The organism is Ohtaekwangia sp., assembly GCF_036786105.1.
Taxonomy (GTDB): domain Bacteria; phylum Bacteroidota; class Bacteroidia; order Cytophagales; family Cyclobacteriaceae; genus Ohtaekwangia.
On the sequence record NZ_DAIQRQ010000006.1, the window covers coordinates 33193 to 60162 of the forward strand.

Annotated in this window: 19 protein-coding genes; 14 read left to right on the forward strand and 5 right to left on the reverse strand. The window is 44.4% G+C overall.

Features of this window, described 5'->3' with window-relative positions:
* Positions 1–18: 18 nt before the first annotated feature.
* Both V7Q33_RS04740 and V7Q33_RS04745 read left to right on the forward strand, forming a co-directional pair.
* The gene (locus tag V7Q33_RS04740; RefSeq protein ID WP_333819055.1) at positions 19–3243 is read left to right on the forward strand and encodes a caspase family protein; all 3225 of its coding nucleotides are present in this window, start codon (positions 19–21) and stop codon (positions 3241–3243) included.
* 95 nt (positions 3244–3338) lie between these two features.
* On the forward strand, positions 3339–3797 hold the full coding sequence (locus V7Q33_RS04745) for a hypothetical protein (protein WP_331979209.1): 459 nt from the start codon (positions 3339–3341) through the stop codon (positions 3795–3797).
* Between the two features lie 82 nt (positions 3798–3879).
* Here V7Q33_RS04745 and kbl read toward each other — a convergent pair whose 3' ends face one another.
* Together kbl and V7Q33_RS04755 are read right to left on the reverse strand one after the other, a co-directional pair.
* On the reverse strand, positions 3880–5076 hold the full coding sequence (gene kbl / locus V7Q33_RS04750) for a glycine C-acetyltransferase (protein ID WP_333819056.1): 1197 nt from the start codon (positions 5074–5076) through the stop codon (positions 3880–3882).
* Positions 5077–5079: 3 nt separating this feature from the next.
* Complete coding sequence (locus V7Q33_RS04755; protein ID WP_331979212.1) at positions 5080–5676, reverse strand: hypothetical protein; 597 nt, start codon at positions 5674–5676, stop codon at positions 5080–5082.
* Positions 5677–5828: 152 nt separating this feature from the next.
* Here V7Q33_RS04755 and V7Q33_RS04760 point away from each other — a divergent pair, with 152 nt between their 5' ends.
* Positions 5829–6776, forward strand: coding sequence for an NAD-dependent epimerase/dehydratase family protein (locus V7Q33_RS04760; protein WP_331979214.1), 948 nt, complete (start codon positions 5829–5831; stop codon positions 6774–6776).
* 27 nt (positions 6777–6803) lie between these two features.
* Here V7Q33_RS04760 and V7Q33_RS04765 read toward each other — a convergent pair whose 3' ends face one another.
* Both V7Q33_RS04765 and V7Q33_RS04770 read right to left on the reverse strand, forming a co-directional pair.
* Positions 6804–8039, reverse strand: coding sequence for a hypothetical protein (locus V7Q33_RS04765; protein WP_333819057.1), 1236 nt, complete (start codon positions 8037–8039; stop codon positions 6804–6806).
* Between the two features lie 425 nt (positions 8040–8464).
* Positions 8465–9697 (reverse strand): hypothetical protein, encoded by a 1233-nt coding sequence (locus tag V7Q33_RS04770; protein WP_333819058.1) that lies wholly within the window; start codon positions 9695–9697, stop codon positions 8465–8467.
* A gap of 811 nt (positions 9698–10508) precedes the next feature.
* Between V7Q33_RS04770 and V7Q33_RS04775 the strand changes: the two genes are divergently transcribed.
* The 9 genes from V7Q33_RS04775 (at position 10509) to V7Q33_RS04815 (ending at position 21058) form a co-directional block, all read left to right on the forward strand.
* A complete protein-coding gene (locus V7Q33_RS04775) occupies positions 10509–11285 on the forward strand; it encodes an enoyl-CoA hydratase/isomerase family protein (protein WP_333819059.1) in 777 nt (258 codons plus the stop codon).
* 51 nt (positions 11286–11336) lie between these two features.
* A complete protein-coding gene (locus V7Q33_RS04780) occupies positions 11337–12779 on the forward strand; it encodes a lipopolysaccharide biosynthesis protein (RefSeq protein WP_331979222.1) in 1443 nt (480 codons plus the stop codon).
* A gap of 73 nt (positions 12780–12852) precedes the next feature.
* On the forward strand, positions 12853–13857 hold the full coding sequence (locus tag V7Q33_RS04785) for a sugar phosphate nucleotidyltransferase (RefSeq protein ID WP_331979224.1): 1005 nt from the start codon (positions 12853–12855) through the stop codon (positions 13855–13857).
* Positions 13854–15623, forward strand: coding sequence for a tetratricopeptide repeat protein (locus V7Q33_RS04790; protein ID WP_331979226.1), 1770 nt, complete (start codon positions 13854–13856; stop codon positions 15621–15623). The genes V7Q33_RS04785 and V7Q33_RS04790 overlap by 4 nt, the downstream gene beginning before the upstream one ends.
* Positions 15616–16374, forward strand: coding sequence for a DUF4292 domain-containing protein (locus V7Q33_RS04795; RefSeq protein ID WP_331979227.1), 759 nt, complete (start codon positions 15616–15618; stop codon positions 16372–16374). The genes V7Q33_RS04790 and V7Q33_RS04795 overlap by 8 nt, the downstream gene beginning before the upstream one ends.
* Complete coding sequence (locus tag V7Q33_RS04800) at positions 16361–17566, forward strand: murein hydrolase activator EnvC family protein (RefSeq protein ID WP_331979229.1); 1206 nt, start codon at positions 16361–16363, stop codon at positions 17564–17566. Before V7Q33_RS04795 ends, V7Q33_RS04800 begins: the two co-directional genes overlap by 14 nt.
* 387 nt (positions 17567–17953) lie before the next feature.
* Positions 17954–18166 carry a Sec-independent protein translocase subunit TatA/TatB gene (locus V7Q33_RS04805; protein ID WP_331979231.1) on the forward strand — a complete coding sequence of 71 codons (213 nt, stop codon included), beginning with the start codon at positions 17954–17956 and terminating at the stop codon, positions 18164–18166.
* Between the two features lie 2 nt (positions 18167–18168).
* Positions 18169–19599, forward strand: a complete 1431-nt coding sequence (gene gatA / locus V7Q33_RS04810) for an Asp-tRNA(Asn)/Glu-tRNA(Gln) amidotransferase subunit GatA (protein ID WP_333819130.1) — start codon at positions 18169–18171, stop codon at positions 19597–19599.
* Between the two features lies 1 nt (position 19600).
* Positions 19601–21058 carry a lytic transglycosylase domain-containing protein gene (locus tag V7Q33_RS04815; RefSeq protein WP_331979233.1) on the forward strand — a complete coding sequence of 486 codons (1458 nt, stop codon included), beginning with the start codon at positions 19601–19603 and terminating at the stop codon, positions 21056–21058.
* A gap of 186 nt (positions 21059–21244) precedes the next feature.
* Here V7Q33_RS04815 and V7Q33_RS04820 read toward each other — a convergent pair whose 3' ends face one another.
* Positions 21245–22381, reverse strand: coding sequence for a GWxTD domain-containing protein (locus tag V7Q33_RS04820; RefSeq protein ID WP_333819060.1), 1137 nt, complete (start codon positions 22379–22381; stop codon positions 21245–21247).
* 119 nt (positions 22382–22500) lie between these two features.
* On the opposite strand from V7Q33_RS04820, the gene V7Q33_RS04825 reads away from it, so the two are divergent.
* Both V7Q33_RS04825 and V7Q33_RS04830 read left to right on the forward strand, forming a co-directional pair.
* Positions 22501–23277, forward strand: a complete 777-nt coding sequence (locus V7Q33_RS04825) for a methyltransferase domain-containing protein (protein WP_331979237.1) — start codon at positions 22501–22503, stop codon at positions 23275–23277.
* 164 nt (positions 23278–23441) lie between these two features.
* On the forward strand, positions 23442–26918 hold the full coding sequence (locus V7Q33_RS04830) for a tetratricopeptide repeat protein (protein ID WP_333819061.1): 3477 nt from the start codon (positions 23442–23444) through the stop codon (positions 26916–26918).
* Positions 26919–26970: the final 52 nt, after the last annotated feature.

The following is a 26970-nucleotide window of genomic DNA, read 5'->3' on the forward strand; positions in this document are numbered from 1 at the left end:
GTCTCAATTTATACTGGCATGAAATCTATACCGACCCTTCTCTTCATTTTACTCGCGCCTGTTGTCTTCGCTCAATCATTAGAAACCATTGTACAGAAAGGACACGAACTGGCCGTGGTAACGGTAGTTGTTAGTCCCGACAGCAACTATGTAGCTACCGGGAGCAAAGACAAATCTGCCAGGCTCTGGGAAGTGAGTACGGGCCGCGAAGTAAGAAGTTTTCTGGGCCATGAAGCAACGGTAACCAGTGTGCAATTCTCTCCTGGCGGAAATTTACTTTTCACAGGAAGCAACGACCAAACCATTCGCATCTGGGATATTAAGACTGGCAAGGAACTATATACCATTACTACGAAAGACTATATACGCGATATCGCAGTCGACCCGAGAATGCGCTTCTTCATTCATGCCGGCTACAATGATTCAGGCTATGGAGACACTGCAGTAGTATATGATTTCAAGACAAGAAAAATTATAGCGAAGTGCCCGGTCGATCCGGATAAAGGTTTAGGGAGTGGTGTTGATATCGGCGTAAGCCCCGATGGTCAGTGGGTTGCTTTTGGTCAGGATAATCGCAAAGTGAGCCTGTATGAAACAACGCATTGGAAGCTGGTAAAAGACCTTGCGATAGAAGGATTTTGTGGTGGCTGTGGCACACGGGTAGAATTTAGTGCCGACAGCAAGGCATTGTATGCTGTATCGCATAATTCAGCCGGCCGGAAATATATACTATCATCGTTCACGCTGGCACAGGAGTATCCTCAAACAGAAGAAGACCTGACAGGCATTGCCGTGAGCAACGATGGAAAGCTACTGGCACGTGCTACCGAAAAAGACATAACTGTTTTTAATGAAGCCTCCGGCCAGGCAATAGCAACGCTAACTGCCGATGAAGGCGACTTCCACGAGATTGCGTTTGCTCACGACAACAAACATCTCTTTGTTTCATGTGATAACAATACGGCCTTCCGTTGGAACATTATTTCGAAGAGAAAAGAACTGGTGCTCACCGGTTTTCTCAACACACGCGACAAAGGCGGATTGAATTACGACCCTAATTTTTATTGGGAGTCGAATATAGCGCGTTATGTGCGTTTTAAAAATTCACTGCTCATCTCGAAAGATGGCAAGACTTTGATTAAAGGTAAATTTGGCACAAAGGTAAAACGTTGGGACATCGCCACGGGGAAAAACCTGATGGAATATGTAGGCCACAAAAAAGGTGTATTGTGCTACGATCTCTCGAAAGATGGCAGCAAACTTTTAACCGGAGGAGGTGACGGTAAGATCATGCTATGGGATGTACAAACGGGCGATTCGCTTCAGTCGATACAAAGTTATCGTGAGCCAATCTTTGATATACATTTCAACAGCGATGAGACTACGGCTGTTTCCTGTAGCTGGGATGCTTCCATGAAAATTCATAACCTCACCACCGGCAAAATGCTCAGCTATTTCGACTTTGGAAGTTACTCGGTTTATAATGTACTCTTCCATCCTACCGATCTATACCTGATAACCGCGCGTCTCGACAACTCATTGCAGTTATGGGAACTGGATACGAAAAAAGAAGTGCGGAACTTCATTGGTCATACAGATATAATCTCTTCAATCCGGCTAAGCACCGATCAAAAAACATTGATGAGTGCGAGCTGGGATGGCTCCATTCGACTCTGGGATATCAGCACAGGGCTTATGACGAAGAAGCTGAAAGGGCATCGTGGTGCTGTGCATACAGCGATCTTTCATCCGGATGGGAAGTATATATATTCTGCCGGAGCCGATCGGGTTATCCGCGTGTGGGATATAGCTTCGGCACAGGTAGTGAAAACATTTGAAGGACACAAGGCGGAAATCACCACGCTGTTGTTCAGTCCTGACAACAAAATGCTGATCAGCCACAGCGTAGACGGAGTTACTAAATTCTGGGACCTCAGCAGTGGCAGAGAATTCTTTGAACACATTCACATTGGTGAGAAAGACTGGATGGTAAAAAATCCGGATGGTTATTTCAACGGCACTGACGATGCGCGCAAGTTCATTCACTTCGTAAATGGCACTAAAACATATTCAGTCGATCAGTTCTTCAATGATTTTTATCGTCCTGATCTTCTTCCGAAAATTTTTCAAAACCGAGGTGGCGAAGAGAAAAAAGGTATACAGGGAAAATTGAACAGCTCACCACCGCCTACAGTACGTGTAGCGGTTGTACCCTCTACCCAGGGCAAGGCAGAGCTTTACGTCAGAATAATTGACAATGGTGCCGGTGCTGAAAACCTTCGCGTGCTGCACAATGGAAAAAGTATAGCCCTCAACCAGGAAGCGCTGAAGTTTCCATCATCCAAAGGGCAGTCTACAACCTATAAGCAGAGCATTGATCTGATTGGAGGTCTCAACACCTTCTCGGTAGTGGCGAGCAACAAAGACAGGATCGAGTCAGACCAGCACAGCACGGAGATATTCTCTGACCATCCGTCCAAGAGCAGCACCTGCTATATACTGGCAGTAGGCATAAACCAGTACAAGAACAGCAAACTTAACCTGAACTATGCCCAACCCGATGCCGAGTCGTTCAGCAAAATTGTAGATGAAAAAAGTACACAGCTTTTCAAGAACATTGAGTTACGCACGTTATACGATAACAACGCTACACGCGAACAGATACTGAAGGCCATGGATGATCTGGCTGCGCACATAAGCCAGGAAGATGTTTTCATCTTTTACTACGCAGGCCACGGTAGCATGGTAGACGACAAGTTCTACTTTATACCTACAGACAACCTGCGACTATACGATCCTTCCTCGTTGCAAAAAGAAGCTATCGAAGCCGGTGTGTTACAGGAAAAGCTGAAGCATATAAAAGCGTTAAAACAACTTATCGTAATGGACGCATGCCAGTCGGGCGGCTCCGTTGAATTATTGGCAACACGCGGTGCCGGCGAAGAGAAGGCTATAGCACAGTTGTCACGGAGTGCTGGTATTCATGTAATGGCCTCGGCTGGCAGTGAGCAGTTCGCTACCGAGTTTGCCGAATTGGGCCACGGTCTTTTTACATACGTGCTGATCAAAGCGCTACAAGGAGCTGCAGACGGAGCACCGAAAGATGGAAAGGTTACTATATACGAATTGAAGTCATACATTGACGACCAGGTGCCTGAGATGACGCGTCAGTTGAAAGGCAGACCGCAGTATCCGTATACCTTTAGTCGTGGCCAGGATTTTCCGGTTGTGATAGAAGACTAGAGAGATTAGAAAGTTAAGTGTACGGAAAGTTTCATAACATAAAACTTTCTTGTAACTTCTGTCGTAATTTTGATTTGGCTATTAATTGTAGTGTGATGAAAATGGTAGAAGCAAGCCCCGTTAAATTTTACATCGCGAAATATTTCTTCCTCGCTCTTACACTTATTCAGTGGATTGTAGGAGGAGTTATCATCATTGATCGCGAGTTCAATGCCAAGAGCTTTTTTGTTGCTCTGATTTTTTTTACGATTGGATTGATCTGTCTTTTTATTTTCTCTTTCATTACAGACAAGATCAGACGGGTTGCCATTGGCAAAAACAAGATTGTTATACTGGAAGGACACCGGAACGAGCGTTTTGAATGGCCCGAAGTAAAGTCGCTGAAAATCGTTCCTTACCTCAACCTCTATAAACTGAAGGTGAAAGGCAAGAAAGGAAGTATATACTTCTTCCCCTCACAAAACATCGATCCTGCCTTTGGCCTCATGTGCAGAGATACATCGAAGATGGGCGAGATTGTAGAGAAACGTAAAAAGGAATTTCGCATTAAGTAAATTAAGCTTAAAGTTAAAAGCAGAAAGCGCAAAGCCTGATACTCCCGGACTTTGCGCTTTCTGCTTTTGGCTTTAAGCCTTTCTATTTCAGTACACCAAGCTCTTTACCTACTTCTGTAAAAGCTTTGATGGCTTTATCCAGGTGATGCTTATCATGAGCAGCGGATATCTGTACTCGTATTCTCGCCTGACCTTTCGCTACTACGGGGTAGAAGAATCCAATTACATAAATTCCTTTCTGTAATAGCTTGTCTGCAAACTGTTGTGCCAGTGGCGCTTCGTAAAGCATAATGGGTACAATCGGGTGCTCTCCGGGCTTGATGTCAAAACCGGCTTTGGTCATTTCGCTGCGGAAATATTTTGTATTCTGCTCCAGCTTGTCACGAAGCTCAGTAGTTTCAGAAAGCATGTTGAACACTTCAATGGAAGCGCCTACAATAGAAGGTGCCAGTGTATTGGAGAAGAGATAAGGCCGCGAACGCTGGCGAAGTAACTCTATGATCTCTTTTCTGCCGGAGGTAAATCCTCCCGAGGCTCCACCGAGTGCTTTACCTAGTGTACCTGTTATAATGTCTACCCGTCCTGTTACTCCACGGTATTCAGGGACACCTCTTCCCGTTTTACCTATAAATCCTGAGGAGTGGCATTCGTCTGTCATTACAAGCGCTTCATGCTTATCAGCGAGGTCGCAGATCTTATCCATCTGTGCTATGGTGCCATCCATGGAGAATGCGCCATCCGTAACAACAATCATCTGCTTTGCACCTGCTGCCTTCGCATCCTGCAGTTGCTTTTCAAGATCAGCCATATCATTGTGCTTATATCGATAGCGCATGGCCTTACACAAGCGAACGCCATCGATAATGGAAGCATGGTTCAACTCATCTGAGATGATCGCATCTTCTGCTCCGAACAACGGCTCAAACACACCACCGTTGGCATCAAAAGCGGCTGCATATAGTATAGTATCTTCTGTACCGAGAAACTCGGATATTTTTTGTTCCAGTGCTTTATGGATATCCTGTGTGCCACAGATGAAGCGTACAGATGACATTCCGAAGCCATGTGTATCGATCGCCCGTTTTGCTGCTTCGATCACACGCGGATGCGATGACAGCCCCAGGTAATTATTCGCACAAAAGTTAATTACTTCCTTGTTATCGCTTGTGCGTATATCCGCGCCCTGTGGTGTAATGATGATTCTTTCTTTTTTGAAAAGTCCTGCGTCACGTATCGTCTGCAATTCTTTCTCTAGAACAGGCTGTAGTTTCTTATACATGTGTCAGTCAGTTTTGGGTTTAGGCGGTTTGATAACTGGCTTGGGAATTACCGGCTTCGCAGGCTTGGCAGGTATATCTTTGGCGGCAGTATCATCACCTGAATTTATAGCTGGTTTTGATTCTGATGTTTGCTGTGGCGCGCCTTCTGCAACGGGCGGCTTTGGTTTTATTACCGGCCGCGCCATAACGGGTTTTACCGGTTTGGATGATGGCGGCTCTGCAGGAGATGAAACGGGCTCTGCCGATGTTGATGCTGTTGATGGCGGAGATGTTGGCTGAGCTGCAGGAAGCTTCGGTTTCATTACAGGTCTTGCAACTGCCGGTTTTGCTACAGGCGCATCTGCTATGGCGGGAGATACAGGCTTGACTTCTGTGGCGGGTGCAATTTTCTCAACGGCTTGTATAACCTGTGGCAACGACTCAATCGCAAGTTGATATTTTCTGCGAACCGGGTTTATGAGATACAACTTCTGGGCAGTGAAACTATTCGGATGAAGTTGTTCAAATTCCCTTCTCCACGAGTCCCACAGAACAGGTTCTGCTTTTTTGAAAGCAGCCGAATCAATTTTCTTCGAAGATAAATAAGCCTCAAAATTCACGGCGTAAAGTTAATGTAAAACGAATCCTAACGTAAGATAGCCGATTGCTAATTTTTGGTAATTTCGCCCCGCGTTTTTAACGAATCAGATACCATTAACTTCCACATATTGGTGGTAGCAGGCGAGGTGAAAGCTGACTTAACAGATAGACAATGGGTAAACAGAAAATTCTTGTTATTGGTGCAGGCGGGCAGTTGGGTTCGGAATTAACACAAGGTCTTTGGAATTTGCACGGCAAGGAGAACGTCATTGCAAGCGACATTAAGGAGCCGCAGGGAATACTGGCATCTGGTAACTTCGAAATACTGGATGTACTTAAAGAAAAAGAGTTCATCGATTTTATCCGCAAAAATAATTTCACACAAGTATATCACCTGGCAGCTGTGCTCTCGGCCACAGGAGAAAAGAATCCCAAGTTTGCCTGGAACCTCAACATGACCAGTCTTATTCAAGTACTTGATGCAGCTGTTGAATGTAAAATCCAAAAAGTATACTGGCCCAGTTCTATTGCAGCGTTTGGCCCTACAACACCGAAGATAAAAACACCTCAGGATACTGTTATGGACCCAACAACGGTCTACGGTATCAGCAAGCAGGCAGGTGAACGCTGGTGTGAGTGGTATCATAAAAATCGCGGGCTTGATGTAAGAAGCCTTCGTTACCCCGGGCTTATCGGCTATAAAACAAAACCGGGTGGTGGCACTACAGATTATGCCGTTGATATTTTCTTTAAGGCATTAACGGATAAAAAATTTGAATGCTTTCTCAAATCCGATACCTATCTTCCTATGATGTATATGGATGATGCTGTGAAAGCAACGTTAGACTTGATGGAAGCTCCAGCTGAAAAAATCAATGAAAGAGGAAGCTATAACATTTCAGCGATGAGCTTCTGCCCTTCTGAAATAGCTGCTGAGATCAAAAAGCATATACCCGAATTTGAGATCACCTATAATCCGGATTTTCGCCAGGCAATTGCAGACTCATGGCCAAAATCTATCAACGATTCTGCTGCACGCATCGACTGGGGTTGGGAGCCTCAATTTGATCTAACAAAAATGACAGAAGATATCCTGAAGAATCTTCCGTCATGGCTGTGATCATTTTCTAATTATATTTTCGAGCTACTACTTCTTCAATATCCGGATCGTTCTCTTCCCGGAAGCAGCCGCTATTTTTACCAGGTATGTACCAGGTTTTATATAGTCAGGTACTTCCACTGTTGATACTGATGATCTAAGTTGAGTGCTGTACAGCGTATTGCCAATTGCATCGATCATCACCAGGTTGGCCGGTGCAGAAATCTCATCCTTCAGATCAACTGTAAAATACTTGCTAACAATGGTAGGGTATAGTATGGTACCCGTAGTTGATCCGTTCCATTCTACATGGATCAGATCAGAGTGCTCATACGAGCCATCGAAGTCTACGCTCTTCAGGCGATAGTAGTTGTTGCCCACTAAAGGAGCCGTGTCAACAAATTGATAGGCTGTTGTTATATCCAGGCCACCTTTCCCTTTTATAGTGGCGATGGTTTCAAAAACAAGATCTTTACCGGCTCTTTCCAACTCGAAGTAATCGAAGTTTCTTTCCATCGATGTAACCCAGTGAATGTTGTTGCCTGCAGCAACAGCTTCACCTGCAAACTCCACCAGCTTTATGGGAAGGGTTGTATTACCACAGAACGATGCAGGCCCTGTACAGGTGCCACCGCGGGTAAAACATGAAGCACACGATGAAAGATTGGAACCGTTACCCACATTAACATTACCGCCTACAGCTACACCACCTGAGCTAACCGTTACGTTTGTATTGTTGCCACTGGTAAAATCTCCATTTACAGTTACAGTTCCTGCTGTTACAACAATGTTGGCATTGTTAGACATAATGAGGCTCCCTTTTATTATTACTGTACCGGTAATATTCCAGTTGATGTTATTATTAACGTTCACATTACCCCAGATGATCAGGGTTCCGTTGATAACCATATTTGCATTGTTGTTCGTGGTAAGCGTAGCTGCCGTAGTTGAATTTCCAATGTTTAGCGTCCCACCCGAATTTATAGTAAGCGTATTGTTATTACTCAGTGTAGTGCTTCCTACTGTATAGCTGGAGCCGTTATTTATAGTAGGATTTACGGTATTACTAATATCCACGGTTTCTGTAACAACATCACCAATGTTGTTACCACTCCAGTTACCGGCAGTTGCCCAGTTTCCAGAGTTTGTCATGGTTGCCTGGGCAAACGCAAAGCAAGCAAGCATCTGAAAAACCATCAGAAGCGCAATAGATCTAGCCGAAATAACACTTATCGTAGCACGATGACGTGAACATAAAGTTTGTTGTGTCTTGCTGGTTTTCATAATAGTTAATCCTTTTACCAGTTCTTCTTTTCGATTTAGACAAAGCGATAGCCTTCAAGCCTTTAGCTCGTTTTTTAAATGCCAAATCGATAAGTACAACTGGATGGGCAGTATGAGTTTTACAAGAAACCTACCAAACCAAGTCTATGGAAAGGTATTACCACATTTAAGGTTATATCTAATTCTATAAAAAACCTCATTATGGTGCATAGTTAGCAAAAAACAAGCAATTTCAGTGTTTAAACGGTGTATAAAACCTCATTTTTAACCTGATAACTATCTATCGGAAACGATTTCGTAAATTGGAAGAAATTTATTTTTGGAAATAAATACCAGATTGATACCACTAAAAGTTTCCATTTTTGGAAAATTTAGAACAATTGGGTGATCAACGTGGGAACAAAAACCGATGAATGATGTAACGCTTATTTCTTAAAAATGCGCGCTACAACTTGCTGATTAGATGAGAGTTTAACCTGATAAATTCCCGGCAAAACAGAAGTGGGGAATTCAATTGTAGAAATAGTTTCGGTGAGGTCTGAAACATATACCAGGTGGCCCATGGCATCGGTCATTTCCAACCGAACCGGTTTGCTATAACTGTCACTAAGCTGAACGGAGAAAGAACCATCTGAAACGAGGGTCGGATAGATTTTCACATCACTGTTTCCTGTCAATTCCGCGACAATCACGTCAGAGTATTCAAACGATCCATCCAGATCTACGCTCTTCAGGCGATAGTAGTTGTTACCAACCAGTGGAGCTGTATCAACAAATTGGTAAGAGGTTGTTACGTCAAGGCCACCTTTACCTTTTATAGTCGCGATGGTTTCAAAAACAAGATCTTTATCCGCTCTTTCCAACTCGAAGTAATCGAAGTTTCTTTCCATCGATGTAACCCAGTGAATGTTGTTGCCTGCAGCAACAGCTTCACCTGCAAACTCCACCAGCTTTATGGGAAGGGTTGTATTGCCGCAAAAGGATGCAGGGCCTGTACAGGTACCAACGCGGGTAAAACATGAAGCACACGCTGAAAGATTCGAGTGGGTGCCAACATTAACGTTTCCTCCTATAGCCACACCACCTGAGCTAACCGTTACGTTTGTATTGCCGCCGCTGGTAAAATTTCCACTTACAGTTACGGTTCCTGCTGCTACAACAATGTTGGCATTGTTAGACATAATGAGGTTCCCTTTTATTATTACTGTACCGGTAATATTCCAGTGAATGTTATTATTGACGTTCACATCACCCCAGATGATCAGGGTTCCGTTAATAACCATGTTTGCATTGTTGTTCGTGGTAAGCGTAGCTGCCGTAGTTGAATTTCCAATGTTTAGCGTCCCACCCGAATTTATAGTAAGCGTATTGTTATTACTCAGTGTAGTGCTTCCTACTGTATAGCTGGAGCCGTTATTTATAGTAGGATTTACGGTATTACTAATATCCACGGTTTCTGTAACAACATCACCAATGTTGTTACCACTCCAGTTACCGGCAGTTGCCCAGTTTCCAGAGTTTGTCATGGTTGCCTGGGCAAACGCAAAGCAAGCAAGCATCTGAAAAACCATCAGAAGCGCAATAGATCTAGCCGAAATAACACTTATCGTAGCACGATGACGTGAACATAAAGTTTGTTGTGTCTTGCTGGTTTTCATAATAGTTAATCCTTTTACCAGTTCTTCTTTTCGATTTAGACAAAGCGATAGCCTTCAAGCTTTTTGCTCGTTTTAAATACTAAATCGATAAGTACAACTGGGAGGGGCAGTGTGAGTTTTAACAAGAAACCTACCAAACCAAGCCTTTAACAAATCTTTTACCATGTTACGGTTATGGATGGTTTCTACAAAACTACATTATAGGTGCATAATTAGTTAAAATTCGGCAATTCCGTGTTTAAACGGCGTGTAAAACCTCATTTTAAACCGGATAGCTACCTATCGGAAACGATTTCGTAAATTGGAAAAAATTTGTTTTTGAAAAAATCAATACCAGATTGATACCATCAGAAGTTTCCATTTTTGAAAAATTTCAAACAGTTGAGGGATCAACGTGGGAACAAAAATCGATTAATGAAGTCAACGCTTAAAAATACGCGCTACACGTGCTGTAGATGAGAGTTTAACCGAATAAATTTCAAGCAAACAGAAGTGGGGAATTCAATGGTGGAAGTAGTACAGTAACTTGTCACGAAGCCCTCTAATGTTAATTGTATCGTTGTGAAACCCAACTCATAAAAAATGCACTTGACGCAAACGTCATGGCGTTGTTAAACAACTACATTCGCACTGATATACTTTTCGGTGGGTGCCGTATTTCCAATCCAGTTATCCCAGTATGCCTATATCCACTGGGTGGATGATGTGCATGGATGAAAATGCTATTCCTGTTAAAACAGAAAACCTTCTCATATCCACGTTGTGATCTCTATCGATATTAATTGCACTTTTGTAAGCAAATTTTACAGTCATGCCCGTCATCAAAACACATCATACGAATGGCGTTCTGGTTATAACGATCTCGCGTCCAGATGCTATGAATGCACTTAATGTTGAAACTCTGGATGAGCTTCACAAAGCTATACACGATAGTAGTTTTAACAGTGATGTGAAGGGGGTTGTTATTACAGGCGATGGCGAGAAATCTTTTGTAGCCGGGGCAGACATAAAAGAGCTTTCCTCGCTGAGTAAAGAGGAGGCTTTGACGCTCTCCCAAAAAGGTCAGCAGCTCTTTAAGGCTCTTGAAAATTCATCAAAACCCACAATCGCAGCAATCAACGGTTTTGCCCTGGGAGGCGGGTGCGAACTGGCAATGGCGTGCCACATCAGACTGGCTACTGAAAATGCAAAATTCGGACAACCCGAAGTAAACCTTGGGATAATTCCAGGATACGGAGGAACTCAAAGACTAGCGCAATTAGTAGGAAGAGGAAAGGCACTTGAGCTCATCATGACCGGCGATATGGTCACCGCACAGGAGGCTAAGTCGCTCGGGCTCGTAAATCACGTGGTGGCTACCAAAACAGAACTGATGGAACTGGCCATGGCTATGCTGACTAAAATAATCAGTAAGGGTCCGGTTGCCATCGCCAATGTTATTAAAAGTATAAATGCCGGCTATAGCTTTGAAGATGCCGGCTATACAACAGAAGCCGAACTCTTTGCAGCCTGCACCACCACACAAGATTTCAAAGAAGGAACTTCTGCATTTATTGAAAAACGAAAACCAAATTTTACAGGTCGCTAATCGTTTATGATACCTCCGTTTACCGGAGAATAAAACGCACGACAAACAAGCATGAGCAAGATAAAGCGACTAGCAGGAGAAACAGTACTCTACGGATTGGGAAGTATTGTACCGCGTTTTCTTAATTTCTTATTGGTTAGCCTGCATACGCAAGTATTTTCACCAGACGCATACGGTGTTATCACAAAGCTGTTTGCTTACTCTGCTGTGATCAACATCATTTTCATGTTTGGCATGGAAACAGCATACTTTCGTTTCGCTAACAAAGAAGGTGCGGACGAACAAAAGATATTCAACATTGCACAAACGGTTGTTATAACCATTAGCGCCGGGCTCACACTGATCTTCATTGTGTTTGCCAATCCTATAGCATCTGTTCTCTCCATTCCGGGTAAATCGAATTTCGTAATCTGGCTGGCATGCATACTCTTTATAGATTCATTGGTTGCTATACCTTTCGCCCGTCTGCGCCTGCAGAAAAAAGCGCTCAAGTTTGTTTTCGGCAAGCTCATGAACATCGCTATCCTCGTAGGACTCAATATATACTTTCTATATATAGCGTTTGATCCGGAACGCGGTGTGGGATTTGTTATACTGGCTAACCTTATAGCCAACGCATTTTATCTTGTGCTCTTTGCACGTACACTCTTGCAATGGCGGCCTGACTACGATCGCACTATGTTTGCTACCATGTCGCAGTATGCGTACCCCATTATGTTGATGGGTCTGGCAGGCATGACAAACGAAATGTTCTCACGCCTTACGCTGGAATGGTGGTTACCCGCAGGTTTCTATCCTGGCCAAAGCTCAGAATATGCGCTCGGTGTTTTTGGTGCGTGCTATAAATTTGCCATCCTTATGAATCTTGCCATCCAGGCATTCCGATATGCTGCCGAGCCCTTCTTCTTCTCCAATGCAGCCGATAAAAATTCGCCACAGCTTTTTGCCAGGGTTAACCATTACTTTATCATTGTGTGTTGTTTCCTGTTGCTGTGTGTCAGCATCAACCTGGATGTGTTGAAACTTTTTTTAAAGCGCCAGGCCTACTGGGAAGGACTTGATATAGTACCGATCCTGTTGTTAGGTTATCTGTTCCTCGGTGTGTACTATAATCTTTCAGCGTGGTACAAGCTGACTGATAAAACCTATTATGGCACCATCATTACTATCAGCGGTGCCGTGCTTACCATTGTTGCCAACTATTTTCTTATACCGATTGCAGGATATATGGGATCCAGCTGGGCAACTTTTATCTGTTACTTCTGGATGATGGCCATGTGCTATATATTAGGGCAAAAATATTATCCGATTCCTTATCGCGTTATAGCCGGGTTGGCATACATTTTTATTACAACCGTTGTCGTTTATATAGTTCGCGCTATTAGAATAGAGAATCAATGGATCGCCATCAGTTTTCATGCACTCATTATCGTGCTGTATATCTTAACAGTTTTTTTACTCGAAAGAAAATCTTTCAAACAAGTCTTGCGCTGATTTTTGATTATTTTGCCGCAAAAAAATCAGCAATCAATTTGCAGCCGGTAAACTTTAACCAATCAACCTCTCTATGAATATCATCATACCCATGGCAGGCTTAGGTAAACGGTTACGTCCGCACACACTTACGGTTCCCAAACCATTGTTACCTATCGCCGGCAAACCCATTGTGCATCGCTTAGTGGAAGACATTGCTAAAGTTTGTCCCGAGAAAATAGAAAACATCGGGTTCATTATACACCCAGGCTTCGGTAAAGACGTAGAAGAAAATCTCAAGGCAATAGCTAAGGAAGTAGGTGCAACTGGTAAAATATACTATCAGGAATCAGCACTCGGTATTTCACATGCATTACTCTTTGCGAAAGAACTTTTCACCGGAAAAATTATCGTTGCCTTTGCTGATACTTTATTCAAAGCAGAGTTCAAGCTCGATACCACTAAAGACGGAATTATATGGGTGCAACGTGTAGAGGATCCTTCTCAATTCGGGGTGGTAAAACTGAATGATAAAAAAGAGATTACCGATCTTGTTGAAAAGCCTTCCACCTTCGTTTCAGACCTCGCCATTATTGGTATATATTTCTTTAAAGATGGAGAAGCTCTTGCCAAAGAGATGCAATATCTCATTGACAATGACATAAAAGAAAAAGGCGAATACCAATTTACCTCTGCGCTGCAGCGACTGAACAAGAACGGAGCAAAGCTGATGACGGGTGAAGTAACCGAATGGCTCGACTGTGGCAATAAAAATGTAACGGTACAAACCAACGGCCGCTACCTGGAATTTATTAAAGATCAGAAGCTTGTGTCTGACAAAGCGAAGATCGTAAACGCCGTGGTAATTCCTCCGTGCTATATTGGCGCAGGGGCCGTTATCGAAAATTCGGTTATCGGGCCGCATGTTTCCGTGGGTGAAAATTCGCGCATCACTGACAGCCGCATCACCAATTCCATCATCCAGAAAGACGCTACCGTATCCCGGGCGGTATTGGATAATAGCATGTTAGGGAATTTCGCTATTTTTGAAGGCTCATCGCTTGACTTAAGTGTGGGTGACTTCAATACAATAGCGTGATCTCAAGCAAATTCAATATTGTTATATATGCCGGGCTGTTTTTGATACTACTGGCACCGCTGGCCAGCCATGGCCAACGGAAAAAGAAACCACAGGATGAAGCACAAGCCTCGGGCATCAAATTGCGAGAGGCAGAGTTTTACTTTACGGAAGGCGAGAAATTTTTCATACTGGAAGATTACGCCAAAGCACTTCTATATTATCAGCGCACGCTGGAGATCACACCCGATAATGCCACCGTACACTACAAAATAGCCGAAGTACTTTCACGCAGCAACAAACAGGAAGATCTTCAGAAAGCAGCCTACAGCATCGAGAACGCGCTGCGCTACGAAAAGCAAAACAAATATTTTTACCTGCTGGCCGCTAATATCTATAATGCATTAACCCGGTTCGACAAGGCTGCTGAAGTATATGAATCGCTTATTCGCGAAGTGAAGGGAAGCGAGGAGTATCTATACGAGCTGGCGGCCGAGTATCAATATGGCGGCAAGCAAGACGAGGCCATTAAAGTTTACAACCGTGCAGAAAGTGTTCTCGGTATCAATGATGTTTCATCTATTCAGAAGCAACGCATTTACCTGGAGCAGGGGAAAACAAAAGAAGCCATTGCCGAAGGAGAAAAACTGATCAACGCATACCCGGATGAAGAACGATACATCATGGGGTTTGCCGAAGTGCTCTCGCAAAAGGGACTTCGAAATGAAGCCATTAAATACCTTGAAAAATTTGTAGACCAGAACCAGGAAGCCGGTAATGCAAAAATGTTACTGGCCGGATTATACCGCGAAAATCAGCAGGAAGAAAAAAGTCGCCCGTTGTTATTGAGCCTGTTTGACGATCCTTCGGTAGAGCTTACCAGTAAGCTTATCATGCTGGGCACCTATAGCACCGAGCTTGGGCAACGAAAGGCAAGAAACACACACGATGCAGAATCAGAAGCATTTGCGCTCTCGCTCTTTCAGAAGCTTGAAAAAAATTATAGCTCCGATCCACGCGTACACATTGTAGGAGGTGATCTCTATCTATCTTCCGGCAAAAATCGCGAAGCACAAAAAGAGTATTCCAAAGCCATTGAACTCGGCAATGTAAATTTTGAAGTGTGGGAGAATCTACTCTACCTGGAAACACAAGCCGATCAATGGGATAATGTGATCAAACATGCCGATCAGGCACTGGAAGTTTTCCCAAACCAGGCAATGATACATTACTTCCTGGGTTATGCTCAACTGCGCAAGCGTAATTATGCAGAGGCGATCGTTTCGCTCGATCAGGCCAAGCGCCTGTCGTCTTCCAATCCAACCATTGTGAGTGAAATTAACGGCATGCTGGGTGATGCCTATAATGCTACCAAAGATTACGACAAATCAGACCGGGCTTACGATGAGGCACTGGCCTTTAATCCTGACAACAACACGATACTGAATAATTATAGCTACTATTTGGCATTGCGAAAATCCAACCTGGAGAAGGCTGAAAAGATGGCTGCATTGCTGATCAAAAATAATCCTGATAACCCTACGTTTCTCGATACATACGCATGGGTGCTATACATGCGCGAAAAATATAAAGATGCACGCAAGGCCATTGAACGAGCCATTACCACAGGCAAGGCAACGGCTACACATTTTGAACACTACGGCGATATTCTTTTTAAGCTGGGCGATGTAGACGGAGCCGTGCAACAATGGGAGAAAGCCAGAGGACTAAATGCTAATAGTGAAATCTTAAACAAAAAAATTGCGAACCGGAAGATATATGAATAAACGTCTTTGTTTTTTGCTCATGGGCTTATCCATCCTGGCGATGGCATGCAGCAAAAAAATTACCTCTCCCCTTGTAACCACACCTGTTAATAAACCCGCGCTCTCCATTGAAGAAATAGACTTCGATTACTTTCAGGGCAAAGCACGCATGATATTGCGCGATGCCAACAAAGAACGCGAAGTAAAAGCCAACATACGCATGCGCAAAGACAGCGTGATCTGGATGGTATTCTCTGTGCTGGGTGTGCAAGGCGGCAAAGCGCTGATCAACAAAGATTCCATTACCATTCTCAGTAATGTAGACAAAGAATACTTTGTATTTGAATATCCCGAGTTATCCAAGCGCTATAATTTTCCCATCAACTTTAATGTTATACAAGATGCCCTGCTGGGTAATCTCATCAACGAGCGGCAGGAGTCTGACTCCATCGTTCAGGAGCCTTCCATATTTATACTCAAACAACATTCAGGTTCAGTGAACGTTACCAATTTTATAAATGCAGCCAGCAGAAAGATAGAGAAGGTGGAGATGAAGCAGGCGAACACAAGCAATACGCTGACGCTCAATTACTCTAACTTTCAGCCAGTGGGTGATAAAATCTTTCCATACAACGGTACCATTAACCTGTTTTACCAGGCGGTAAGTGGCTTACTGAATACAACTATTATCTTTGAGTACAACAAAGCTGAAGTGGGTGATAAAAAACTCAAGTTTCCGTTCGATATTCCCAAACGCTATGCACGCAGGTAAATTTACCTTCGTACTTGTTTTACTAGCAGTTGGCTTGTTTCCGGCAGTAGCTCAAAAATCAAAAAGCCAGGCTCAGAAAGAACAGCTCCAAAAAGAGAAGCAGCAAAACCTGGAAAAGATCAGGGAAACAGAAAAGATACTTTCAGAAACCTCTACCAAAAAGAAAAACTCCCTTGGGGAATTGAATGCTGTAAAGCAACGCATTCATCAGCAGGAACAGTTGATCACTTCCATCAAAGGAGAGGTATCTATCCTTGATTCTGAGATTGGTGAAAACAATGACATCATCCGCGCGCTCGAAGAAGACTTGAGAAAATTAAAGAAAGAGTATGCTTCCATGCTCTTTGCAGCACAGAAGGCCAACAACAGCACTACTCGCCTCACCTTTCTTTTTTCGGCAGAGTCGTTTGATCAGTTAATCATGCGCCTGCGGTATATGGACCAGTATTCTGAAACCCGCAAGCTTCAGGCAGACCAGATCGTAAAAGTTGCCGAAGCATTGGGCGGACAGGTACGCGAGATCGAGGTACGAAGAACCGAAAAGAACAACCTGCTTACCGAAGAAGAGAAAGAAAACGAAAGCCTCGATAACCTTCGAAAACAACAGAACACTATTGTAAAATCGCTTGAGAAAGAAGAGAAGAAGCTCAAGAAAGATCTGGAGGCAAGCAAGAAAGCGGTTGCTGAACTTGACAAGTTGATAGAAGATATCATTCGTGAAGAAGCAGAACGTGCCGCACGATCGTCCAAGAAAACAACCGAAGCTGTTGTTGCTCTCTCATCATCATTCGAGCAGAATAAGAATAAATTTCCGTGGCCGGTGTCTTCCGGCTTTGTGTCGCAGAAGTTCGGCCGGCAGAATCACCCTGTCTTGAAAGGCATTATCATTAACAACAACGGGGTAAACATCCAGACGAAAGAAGATGAAAAAGTGAAGAGCATCTTCGATGGTGAGGTAAGTCGCGTTGCATTTATTCAAACCATGGGCAACACGGTTATTATTAAACACGGAGATTATCTCACGGTATATGCCGGATTAAAAGAGGTGTTTGTCCGCTCCGGCCAAAAAGTTTCCACCAACCAGGAGATCGGGAAAGTATTTTCCAATGCAGACGGTGTTTCTGAATTACGCTTTCAGATATTCAAGAATACTACCGCGCTTGATCCGCAAGTGTGGCTGAAGAATATGTGAGGACCATGTCGGGTAGAGCTACCGTTGTAGCCATGAGGAAAAGCATCGGATGATAGAAGTTACCATGAAAATCATCAATGTGCTTTTTGTATGTACTTTTTAACATTCCCCTGTGCTTCATTCAACAGACATGCAATTCTGCTGTACTACAGTTTACATACATCTGTTTACGGCAGAATTTCTCAATTAAATCTCCATTAGATTTATCTTCTATGCGCTGCATGCAGAGATATTTCTGCATGGCTAAACCATGAATCAGGAGGAATAGCGGCTGACGAACATAAATCGCGATTTTTGCACGTAAACCTCACCTAAACCATCGGCAGGGCTGCGTTTGATCCTACCGTTTTTTGCCCTACTTTTGTCATTCGACTAAATTATAAAGCCATGAACGCTACATTATTGTTTCTCAGTGGGGTTGGTTTCCAGGAAATTCTTCTCATTGGTCTTTTCGTGCTCGTATTTTTCGGCGCCAAGAAAATACCTGAATTCATGAGAGGTCTTGGCAAAGGCGTGAAAGAATTTAAAGACGCTGTAAAAGACGTTAAGAAAGAAGTTGAGGACGCTGGTTCTACTGGCAAAATTGAAGACGGTAAATAGTGTTGAAAACGTACGCTACATTTCGCGAAATACAGCACGATCTGCAGCTGGGCACCATTACCTGTCAGCAGCTTGTACAATATCACCTCGACAACATCGGGAAGAAGGCACATCTCAACGCATTTTTAAGCGTATATGAGAAAGAAGCGCTCGATCGTGCAGTCGCAGTCGATAAAAAAATCAAGGAAGGTAAAGCAGGAAAATTAGCCGGCCTCGTTGTTGGATTAAAAGATGTGCTTGCATATCAGGATCATCCGCTGCAAGCCAGCAGTCGTGTGCTCGATGGCTTCATCTCGCAGTTTAATGCAACCGCTGTTCAGCGTTTGCTGGACGAAGATGCCATCATTATTGGTCGCCAGAACTGCGATGAGTTTGCCATGGGGTCATCCAATGAGAACTCTGCATTCGGCCCGGTACTAAACGATGCCGATAACACCCGCGTACCCGGTGGCTCATCAGGCGGTTCGGCTGTTGCCGTTCAGGCCAATATGTGCCAGGTGTCACTTGGTTCTGATACCGGTGGTTCGGTACGTCAGCCGGCAGCTTTCTGTGGACTGGTGGGATTGAAGCCTACCTATTCGCGTATATCCCGCTTCGGACTGGTTGCCTATGGCTCTTCGTTCGACTGCATTGGGATTTTTGGAAAGTCTGTTGAAGACGTGGCACTGGTATTGGAAGTTATTGCCGGAGCAGATGAAGCGGATAGTACGGTATCGCGCATACCGGTTCCGTCATATTCGCAGGCATTGACGCAGACCAATGGCAAGTCGTATAAAGTTGCCTACATCCGGGAAATCGATTCTTCGGAAGGATTGCAACCTGAAATACGCGATGCCATCAAAACAAAACTGGATCAGATTAAAGCTGCCGGTCACACAGTAGAAGTGATCGACTTTCCGTTACAGGAATACGTGTTGCCAACCTACTATATTCTGGCAACTGCGGAAGCCAGCTCAAATCTTTCCCGCTACGATGGCGTGCGTTACGGCTACCGCAGCAAGAATGTATCAGACCTGAGCTCGCTTTATAAAAAGAGCCGCTCCGAAGGTTTTGGAAAAGAAGTTCAACGAAGAATTCTCCTCGGAACATTCGTACTCAGCGCAAGCTATTACGATGCGTACTATACCAAAGCACAAAAGGTAAGACGCATTATCCGTGAGAAAACGAAAGAAATATTCAAGCAATACGATTTTATCGTGATGCCAATTACTCCTACTACAGCGTTCAAGTTAGGAGAGCATACCGATAATCCGCTTGAAATGTACTTGGCAGATCTTTTTTCCGTTCAGGCTAATGTGGCGGGTGTACCAGCCATTGCTGTGCCCTGCGGAAAGGATAACCAGGGATTGCCCATCGGACTGCAACTTATTGCGGATGATTTTGAAGAATCGAAACTTTTACATTTTTCAAACGCACTACTAAACATGAACTGACATGAGAAGAAATTTTCTCTTTGCAGCCTTCATCACTTTTTCAACTTATACCTATAGTCAGGTTACGAAGATTCAGCCTGACTCGGTGGTGGTGGATTCTCTCGAAATAGCGACAGCAGAAGAAGAAATGCTGTACAAGGAAGATACAGCCGATTTTATATATTTCGCGCTGCCAACCGAACTGGAATATATACCCGGCGATGATGATCCGGCCATTATCCAGGATCGCCTCACATGTATCGAGAAAAATATACCACTTCACTACAATGACCGCATTCATGCTTTCATCAACTACTTTACGGTAAAAGACCGTGAGTACACCAAGATGATCATGCGCAGAAAGAACCTGTACTTTCCGATCTTCGAGAAATACCTGAAGAAGTATGGACTGCCGGATGAATTGAAATATTTGTCCATCATTGAATCCGGACTCAACCCACGCGCGGTATCTCGTGCACGTGCCGTTGGTCTCTGGCAATTCATGTCGGCAACCGGTAAATATTACGGTTTGCATAACGACTGGTTCCTGGACGAACGTATGGACCCGGAGAAATCGACCGAATCAGCATGCCGCTATCTGCGCGACCTGCACAACATGTTCAATGACTGGGAGCTTGCACTGGCCGCCTATAACACCGGACCAGGCAACGTAAAACGTGCTATTCGTAAATCGGGCTACAAGCATTCATTCTGGGAGATATATTCTCACCTGCCACGTGAAACCCGCTCGTATGTACCGCAGTTTGTAGCCATAACCTATGCTATGAATTATCTGGACGAACATAACTTCTATGATGAAGGCGAAGAGATGCTCGTTACGTCAGATACAATTCACGTGAAGAATTACCTGCACTTCGAAACATTTGCCAATTTAACTAATGCATGTCTCGAAGATCTGCAGCGCCTTAATCCATCCATTCAACATAACGCGCTTCCTCAAACCAACAAGCCTTATGTTCTCTATATTCCCAAGGAATCGAAAGAATTGTTGCTGGCCAACCGTGCAGACATTCTCGACTCGGCTTCTAAAATTGGCAAGAACGAATTGATGGCCCTCGCCAAAAACACGGAAGGCAGCACCTACGGACGCGATCGTATTGTATACAAAGTGCGTAGTGGCGATGTGCTCGGCGCGATCGCTATGCGTCATGGTGTACGTGTCAATGATCTGAAGAAATGGAATAACATGCGCAGCAACACTATTCGCGTTGGGCAGCGCCTTAATATATGGCAGCGCGGTAGTCGCTCCTCATCAGCAGCAACTCCTGTATATGCATCCGCTAAAACTACATCGCCTACGCCGGTACCGGATTCAAAAACTTATACTGTGCAACCTGGCGATACACTTTGGCACATCTCCCGTATGTTTGAAGGCCTTACGGTAGAAAAGATCAAAACCATGAACAACCTCGGAGACACCAAACTCCAGCCCGGGCAGAAGTTGATCATCGGTATATAAGCAGAAAGCTTTAAGCTCAAAGCAGAAAGTATAAAGTAAAAAGCTCAGCTGGTGCTGAGCTTTTTTGTTTTACACGAATGTCATGTTTTGCCTGCCATGTCTTTATTTCTCATGAGCCACGTTTGTGTAAGGTAGAACGTGGCCTGAATTCCAGTAGCCAGTAGCGCTTGCAGCCAGCAGCCACAATTAGAATCGCGCATTGCGCCACAGATCAATCACCTCATACCAGGTTTGTGTATATTTTTTATCGCGGAGCAATACATAGTTATCCGGATCGAAGAGTGTAGGCGACTTTACAAAATCGAATGATATTTTATAGCTGCTGTTCTTGTAATTCCAGACTTCACGATCGGAAAATTTATATACTTCTTCAGGCAATCCAAATACTATATAGATCATGCCGCGATCGGTCTTCCAGCCTTCCTTATAAGAAGTAAAAAACTGGTTGGCCAGCTCAACCCTTCTGAAATACGTGCGCATAAATTGTTTGGCACGCTCTGCATCTCCGGTAATGCCGAGTATAACTTTATCAAAAGCTTTCTTGTCGCCACGGGTTTGTTTCAGGCGGTCGTATTCCTGGCGGGTACAGACATAGATAAATGGATCGGCCAGGCTCTCCAGTTTGGTAAGTCGTGGATAATCATGTTGTACACGAAAGGCAAAACCTTCTGCCGAAGTAGTATCGCGTTGCACCAGGTATAGTCCCTGGTTAGGAGCCATAAAATCCTGGTCTGGCTGAATAACAAAAACCGAATCAACTTTTAGTATAGGAGCTACTTTTCCAAGTGCTTCAGAAAAAGCCGGATTGGCTGCCGGGAAAGTATCTCTGTAATGCGACACGATCAGCGGCTGGTCTGCTCCCTGCACACGATACGGTTTATCGCCTCTTACAAAAGGAACCAATACGGGTTGCCCTTCTGATGTGAGCCATCCGTTCGATGGATATTTAGGGTCCAGCACGCGATAGAACAACCATGCCTGCTTGGCCGTAGCACTCACCACCTTAGCCACCAGCAATTGCACAGAGGCCGAAACAGGAACCCGCAGACTGCCTTCTTTATTTGGGGATGCGGCGTTGACAACCGGGCCTTCTTTTTCATTCAGGCTTGTGCGCGTAGACCATTCTATCGTAAGGCCTGTAACCAGTGAATCACGATGTTGAAGCTTGTAAAAAACATCCCATGCATCCGCTTTGCGTATCAACTTGATATCCAGCGTAACAGGCTGCGTAGGATCATAGAGGTAACTATAATTGATATCGCGGAGAGTCTGGGCGTAGGATACGGATCCCAGGAAAATGAACAGTAATAGAAATCGCTTCATTGGATGAAAATAATATAAAAGTACGAGGAACAGAGAACGAAGTGTTAAATCAGTGGCCGGTTTCAATTCTGGTAAAACGGCGTTGTACCTCGCCAATACCTCTTATCTTTGCGGCCGATATGGCTAAAGTTTATACTACCGAAATTACCAGCGAGCAGATAGCTTCCGATAATCCCATTCATCAACGCTTATTCAAAGCGTATGTTGTGGCCAAAGATTATCTGCAAGGCGATGTGCTCGAAGTAGGTTGCGGCGAAGGTCGTGGCATTGCCTCCATGTTGCCGCTGGCCAAAAGCTTCACCGCGGTAGACAAGATCGAGCCGGTTATTAACGAACTTCGCAAGACCTACCCTTCCGGTAAGTTTATCAGCATGAATATACCTCCACTCTCCGGACTGGAGGATAACGCATACGACCGCGTGGTAAGTTTCCAGGTGATCGAACACATTGAGAACGATTTTCTTTTTTTGAAAGAGATACATCGCGTGCTAAAGCCGGGCGGCATCGCGCTGATCACTACGCCCAACCGTAAAATGTCGCTTTCGCGCAACCCCTGGCATATACGCGAATACCTGCCACAGGAATTAAAGTCGCTCGCAGAAAAAATATTCAGTCACGCGGAAATGAAAGGTATAACCGGCAACGATAAGGTGATGGCGTATTACGAACAGAATAAAAAATCCGTAGAGCGCATCACCCGGTTTGATATACTCAATCTTCAATATCGTTTACCGGCAGCCGTGCTGCGCCTTCCCTACGAAATTCTGAATCGCTGGAACCGGAATAAACTCCAGACATCCGATAACAAGCTCGTTACCGACATACACCACAGCGATTACCTTGTAGTGGACGATGCTACAGATGCGCTGGACTTGCTGCTGATTGTGCGAAAATAGCCGGGGAGCGCTGCGGGCTCCTGACCTCCGGCTGTTGGAGAGTCGAGTGGGTAGAAAGCCAGGAACAGCTTTAATCTCCATTTCCAGTAGCCAGAAGCCTGCAGCCAAAAAAGGCCAGAAGCCCAAAAATTGATAAATTTGTTTCCGGACAATTATCAAAATCCATGAGAGTATTATTCCTGGCTGTAGCGTTGCTTTTCGTTACTTTTTTCTCTTTTGCCCAAAAGACTGACTCCTTAATGCAGGTGCAGTGGGAAGTCGGCCTTAAAAAACTCAAGGCGGGCGCCCACAACGATGCGGTGGTGCAGTTCTCGCAGCTCATCAATTCCAATTTTACCAACAAGGAAGTATTCGTGAAGCGTGGCGTGGCCTACTACAATCTCAAGGAATACGACAAAGCCAAAGCCGATCTGGACGAAGCGGTAAAAGCCCGCATCAATACAGCCGAGCTTTTTGAATATCGCGGCAACGCCCGTTACAACCTGAACGATTACCAGGGTTCTGTTACTGATCTTGAAAAAGCTGTCACGATGGGGGCAAACAGCTTCGACACTTATGTGAACCTGGGCAACGGTAAATTCCGCATGGAAAATTATCGTGAAGCGATCACCAACTACGACAAAGCCGTTGCTACCGGTAAAGCTGATGCTATACTCTACAATAATCGCGGCAAAGCAAAATTTGTATTGAAGGATTACAAAGGGTCTATTCCTGATTTTGATAAAGCGCTCGAGCTCCGTCCGGGTTATGACAAGGCCATCGAAAATCGTGCAGAGGCCCGCTATATGGTGCAGGATTGGAAGGGAAGTATAACCGATTTTGAAAGACTGATTGCCAGCGGAAGATCAGACAACGAAATATACCAGAAGATCGGAACAGCCCAGTATACTTTACAGAACTACAAAGGCGCTGCCGATGCACTCGATAAAATTGTTCAGAAAGGTGTAAAGGATAAAGATGTATTCAAAATGCTCGGGTTAAGCATGGCCGCTGTGGGTAACTGCACGGAAGCATCTAAAAGCCTGGCCGCTGCTGCTTCCATGGGGGCTACCGATAAAGAGGTATTCGTGCAACTGGGAACATGCCAGTATAAGAATAAAGAATATGCAGGGGCGATTGAATCATTGAGCCGCGCCATCAACGCAGGTGCAGCTTCAAAAGAAATATACCTCTACAAAGGCAACGCCGAGTTTGCTCAAAAAGATTACGACAAGGCATTGCCCGATCTGGAGAAGGCCATATCCCTGGGAGCCAGCGATGCCGAGGCTTTTAAAAATATAGGCGATATCAAGTTCATGAAGAACGACTACGCCAATGCCATTAAAAATTACGACAACGCCGTTAAACTCGGCAGCAACGATGCCATTTTGTATAACAATCGCGGTAAAGCAAAACTCAACCTCAACGATGCACAAGGTTCAATTGCAGACTTCGACAAAGCCATTCAACTGAATCCGAGTTATACCAAAGCGATACTCAACCGGGGCACGGCGAAATATACCTTGAAAGATTATGCAGGTGCCGTAGCGGATCTTGAAAAGACAAAAACAAGCGAAGGCGAAACGCCCGACTTGCTAAAGATGCTTGGTATAGCCAACTACATGCTCGGCAAAAAAGATGCAGCCAAACCTTATCTCGATAAGGCGTTGCAGACAGGTGTAAAAGACAGCAAAGTGGCACTATATGCCGGCTACCTGCGCTACGATGCCAATGACTATAAAGGCGCCATTGAAGCACTGACTGCTGCAGAAATGGGAGGCGAAAAAGAAGATGATATACCATTAAAGCGCGGTAAATCTTCGTATCAGCAGCGTGAATATACTTCTGCCATTATTGACCTTGAGAAGGCAGCACAGAAAGGTAAAGCCGATCTGGCCGCGTACGAAGCGCTGGCACTGTCGTATCTGGCTTCACAGAAGGATAAAGAAGCTATACCTCACCTGGAGAAAGCTGCTTCGCTCGACAGCAAGAATAAAGAAATATACTATCAATTGGGAAATGCGCGCTTCAAGCAAAGTAATTTTGCCGGAGCCATCACCGCTTATGATAAAGCGATTACATTGGGAGCCAACGATGAGATTATCTACAACAATCGCGGTAAAGCCAAACTCAATGCCGGCAACGCAAAAGAATCGATTGCTGATTTCGATCGTGCCCTCGGCATCAAGAAAGATTATACACAAGCTCTGAAGAATCGTGCCACAGCATTCTATCAGCTGAAAGACTATGCGAATGTTATTACCAACCTCGCCATTGTCATTGCCCGCAACGAAGCTGGAGCCGAAGAGTTTGTTATGTCGGGTACTTCCAAGTATAACATTAAAGATTATGCCGGTGCAGTAACAGACCTTACCAAAGCCATTGATGCCGGCAGCAAAGACATCAACCTGTATGCCGCGCGCGCCAATTCGTTGTTTGAGCTGAAAGACTATGAGAAAGCAATTCCTGATTTTGATAAAGTGATTGCCAGCGGAGCCAGCGACACGAATCTCTTTTACAGACGCGGTGCTTCAAAATATTATCAGCGCGATTTTAAAGGAGCGTTGCCTGACTTAGAGAAAGCAATCACTACCGGAACCGGCGATGCATTGGCTTTTGACATGCGCGGCCATTGCAGATACGATAGCAAAAACCTGGATGGCGCCATTAGCGATTTTAACCAGGCCATTGAAAAAGATCCGAAGCTTGCCACGGCATTCTATCACCGCGGCGATGCCAAATTCAGCACCAACAATTTACCGGGCGCTATACAAGACTATACTCAAGCTATAGCCTTGGGATTGAAAGATGCTGTGCTGTTTAACAACCGGGGCAAGGCATACACCAAGCAGGAAAATTACCAGGCGGCTATTGCCGATTTTACAGAAGCGATCGACCGAAAATCTGATTATACCCGGGCATACGAAAACCGCGGGCAAGCTTACTATAGCCTGAAGAAATACAACGAAGGCGTGAAAGATTTCCGTGAAGTTGAAAAATTATCGGAAACGCCTGATCCGGCTTTATACAAATTATTGGCCGATGGTTACTATAACACAGAACGTTTTGTGCCTGCGCGCGACTATTACGACAAACTTATTAATGCGGGTGTAAAAGATAAAGACGCTTACCTGAGGCGCGGCCTCATGCAACTGGAAGCCACTGAATACGAAGCGGCCATCAGCGATTTTGACAATGCACAGAAAGCCGGAGAGAACTCCGTTACTCTTTATGTAAACAAAGGACGCGCCTACATTGCACTTGAAAATACTAAGTCAGCTATTATTGAGTTGAACAAAGCGATCGAGCTCGATCCTAAAAATGCAGATGCACTTTTCAATCGCGGGTATATTAAAGAAACTATTCAGGATTATGAAGGTGCTATATTAGATTACAACAAAGTACTTACCCTTAATCCGAAAGATGCCATTGCATATTACAATCGCGCCAACTGCAAGTCGGAGCTGGAAGATTATGGCGCGGGTGTATCTGATCTGGACGAAGCCATTAAGCTCGATCCTAAAAATGCATCCTACTATAAACAACGCGGCAATCTTTACTATCAAATGAAAGAAAAAGACAAAGCCTGCTTCGATTGGCGCAAAGCAGTTGAGTTTGGCGATGCCAAGGCACGTTTCCAGATCGATACGTATTGCAAGTGATCCCGAACTGATAGTTTTACAATCCCAGATATATACCAGAGCAGCTTCTTAA

Excerpts from the sequence above, each read along its gene's own strand:
- V7Q33_RS04740 (WP_333819055.1), top strand. The coding sequence starts at position 19 with ATGAAATCTATACCGACCCTTCTCTTCATTTTACTCGCGCCTGTTGTC.
- V7Q33_RS04745 (WP_331979209.1), top strand. The coding sequence starts at position 3,339 with ATGAAAATGGTAGAAGCAAGCCCCGTTAAATTTTACATCGCGAAATAT.
- kbl (WP_333819056.1), bottom strand. The coding sequence starts at position 5,076 with ATGTATAAGAAACTACAGCCTGTTCTAGAGAAAGAATTGCAGACGATA.
- V7Q33_RS04760 (WP_331979214.1), top strand. The coding sequence starts at position 5,829 with ATGGGTAAACAGAAAATTCTTGTTATTGGTGCAGGCGGGCAGTTGGGT.
- V7Q33_RS04765 (WP_333819057.1), bottom strand. The coding sequence starts at position 8,039 with ATGAAAACCAGCAAGACACAACAAACTTTATGTTCACGTCATCGTGCT.
- V7Q33_RS04770 (WP_333819058.1), bottom strand. The coding sequence starts at position 9,697 with ATGAAAACCAGCAAGACACAACAAACTTTATGTTCACGTCATCGTGCT.
- V7Q33_RS04775 (WP_333819059.1), top strand. The coding sequence starts at position 10,509 with ATGCCCGTCATCAAAACACATCATACGAATGGCGTTCTGGTTATAACG.
- V7Q33_RS04780 (WP_331979222.1), top strand. The coding sequence starts at position 11,337 with ATGAGCAAGATAAAGCGACTAGCAGGAGAAACAGTACTCTACGGATTG.
- V7Q33_RS04785 (WP_331979224.1), top strand. The coding sequence starts at position 12,853 with ATGAATATCATCATACCCATGGCAGGCTTAGGTAAACGGTTACGTCCG.
- V7Q33_RS04795 (WP_331979227.1), top strand. The coding sequence starts at position 15,616 with ATGAATAAACGTCTTTGTTTTTTGCTCATGGGCTTATCCATCCTGGCG.
- V7Q33_RS04800 (WP_331979229.1), top strand. The coding sequence starts at position 16,361 with ATGCACGCAGGTAAATTTACCTTCGTACTTGTTTTACTAGCAGTTGGC.
- V7Q33_RS04805 (WP_331979231.1), top strand. The coding sequence starts at position 17,954 with ATGAACGCTACATTATTGTTTCTCAGTGGGGTTGGTTTCCAGGAAATT.
- V7Q33_RS04815 (WP_331979233.1), top strand. The coding sequence starts at position 19,601 with ATGAGAAGAAATTTTCTCTTTGCAGCCTTCATCACTTTTTCAACTTAT.
- V7Q33_RS04820 (WP_333819060.1), bottom strand. The coding sequence starts at position 22,381 with ATGAAGCGATTTCTATTACTGTTCATTTTCCTGGGATCCGTATCCTAC.
- V7Q33_RS04825 (WP_331979237.1), top strand. The coding sequence starts at position 22,501 with ATGGCTAAAGTTTATACTACCGAAATTACCAGCGAGCAGATAGCTTCC.
- V7Q33_RS04830 (WP_333819061.1), top strand. The coding sequence starts at position 23,442 with ATGAGAGTATTATTCCTGGCTGTAGCGTTGCTTTTCGTTACTTTTTTC.